The sequence below is a fragment of the Frankia sp. CeD genome, assembly GCF_000732115.1.
GTDB lineage: Bacteria > Actinomycetota > Actinomycetes > Frankiales > Frankiaceae > Frankia > Frankia casuarinae.
Genome location: NZ_JPGU01000110.1, coordinates 1 through 1,975, shown reverse-complemented (window position 1 = coordinate 1,975; position 1,975 = coordinate 1). Strand labels below are relative to the sequence as shown.

Here is a 1,975-nt window from a genome sequence, read left to right as displayed (position 1 = left end):
AGCGAATCGAACACATGTCCCGAACTCCTAGTGGTGTCGGACGCTTCGGCCCGTCTCGCGACCGTGATCGTGGGTGTCGTGGTTGGGTCGACGGTTTGTGGTCGGGTTCGGGAGATGTGATGCGCCGTGAGGTCGCACTGAGCGCGATATGACCCGGTCTGGTCAGGCGACGTCGAGCCAGGCGCGGAGAGCCTGGCGGATGACATCGCTGGCGTTGGTGTGCTCGGCTTGGGCGCGGGCGCTGAGCGCGGCGCGCAGTTCGGGGTCGAGGCGGACGGGGACCACCTCGCCCGGGGCGGAGCCGAGGGGCCGGCGTCCGCCGCGGCGGTGGAGGTGGGCGACGTCGTAGCCGGTCTCGGCCTCGGCGGCCAGGTCCTCGACCAGCTCGTCGGTCACGGGTACGCCGCCTGCCGTCCGGCGGGCGGTCTCCTTGTTCGTCATCGTGCGCTCTCCTTGGTCACGGCAGGAGATCCCGGTATTGGGAACGCATCCGCATGGCATGAATGATCAGTTCCGTGCCGTCGTCGAGGAGCAGGACGACGATCTCCAGCAGGTTGCCCGCCCCGCCCGGGCCGAGCCGCAGTTCACGCCAGGGTGGCCCGTCGTCGTCNAGCGAGTAGGCGACGACGTACCGCTCGGCGGCGTGGAGGATGTCCGCGTCGGCGACGCCATGCTTACGGGCCGACCGNTGGATCTCCACCCATCAATCGTAATACGAAACGGGCTGGCACTCGCAGAGCCCGAAGGGTGGTTTCGGGTGGGGCCTGCCCGTCGATGCACTGTGGCGCCGGACCGCAGTGGCGACCCAGGGCTCAGCAAGGCCGCTCGCCGCCGCCCAGGGGCGACCGAGCCGCCTCAGCCCAGTTCAGGGCACGTGTACCACAGCAGACGGACTCATAACGGAGATGGCCACACCGGACGAGGACGCCTCCAGCAAGCCGGCGGTACCGAGCGAATGCCGAAACAGCATGTTCCTCCAGATATCCGCGGAGCGGCACGCTACGCCGCGTCCGGAGCGACGGGTCGGTTGGAGCACGTCGATCACGTTGCGCGCTCTCCAGAGGCCTGCGCTGCTGGAAGGCTCTTGACGAGAAAACTCGTCTGCTCGGCTTCCTCGCGTTCCACGCCATCCTGATCGACCCAGGTCCAGCGATCGACATAGCGTTGCACCCGCACGACGTAGCCGAGTCGCCGGTAGAGGCGGGCGGCCTCGGGGNTGTCGGCAGCCACACCAANACCNACCNTCCNGCTGCCATGCGCTGCGACCAGCATCTCGGCGTGACGAAGAAGGTCTCGGCCTATCCCGTGCCGGCGCTGCTCCGGCGGCCACNCCCCGAGCGCGTTCAACTCCGGACAGCCGCCTGTCTCCCGCCGCACTTCGTCGACGTCGCAACCCGTCCAGATGATCAGCAGATGTCCCACGGGCCGCCCAGCCAGCCAGGCGACGAGGTATGTCCCCTCTGGCGACGCTCTGCCGTTCGAACCGTCGGCGGTGAAAGCTCCTCCGGCCTGCCGCCGGGATGCACCGGTCAAGGAGATCAAGATCCGTCTGTTCGCAGACGCGGATCTCCACCGACGACACCCGATCAGGATAGAACCCTCCATCCGCCGCTTGGCTCGCCCTGCTGGGCCCCGCACCATGGGCAGGTCACCGTCGGCGCGGACACAGGCACCATGAACCGCGCGCCGAACGGGCTGCCAGGACCCACCCGAGCGCCAGCGCCGCCGTCACCCAGTGAAAGGCCACGGCCACCCCGGATGTCCTCCGACGTCGCCGCCGCTCAGCACTCGGCAGACAGGCGGTTCGCATGGTCGCAATATGGTCGGTCGTCCAGCCGGGACTCGAACCAGCTGGCGACGCCCTGACCAGCACCATCGCATGGCGCTGGAACTCAGATGATAGATCGAGAACCACATTCGCCCAGGTCAAGGTCATGATCAGAAAAGAGGTGGACCTGGTGCACCACAATAAGAG

The 1,975-nt window shown here is 67.7% G+C and carries 2 protein-coding genes and 1 pseudogene; all 3 read right to left on the bottom strand.

The genetic code is table 11. The features are described from left to right. Positions 1-162: 162 nt before the first annotated feature. A complete protein-coding gene (locus CED_RS21160) occupies positions 163-441 on the bottom strand; it encodes a ribbon-helix-helix domain-containing protein (RefSeq protein WP_011436317.1) in 279 nt (92 codons plus the stop codon). A gap of 16 nt (positions 442-457) precedes the next feature. Further along, positions 458-700 (bottom strand): hypothetical protein, encoded by a 243-nt coding sequence (locus tag CED_RS21155; RefSeq protein WP_035913737.1) that lies wholly within the window; start codon positions 698-700, stop codon positions 458-460. 536 nt (positions 701-1,236) lie between these two features. Then, positions 1,237-1,605, bottom strand: a pseudogene (locus CED_RS25840) (GNAT family N-acetyltransferase); the annotation flags it as partial. Between the last annotated feature and the right edge of the window lie 370 nt (positions 1,606-1,975).

Excerpts from the sequence above, each read along its gene's own strand:
- CED_RS21160 (WP_011436317.1), bottom strand. The coding sequence starts at position 441 with ATGACGAACAAGGAGACCGCCCGCCGGACGGCAGGCGGCGTACCCGTG.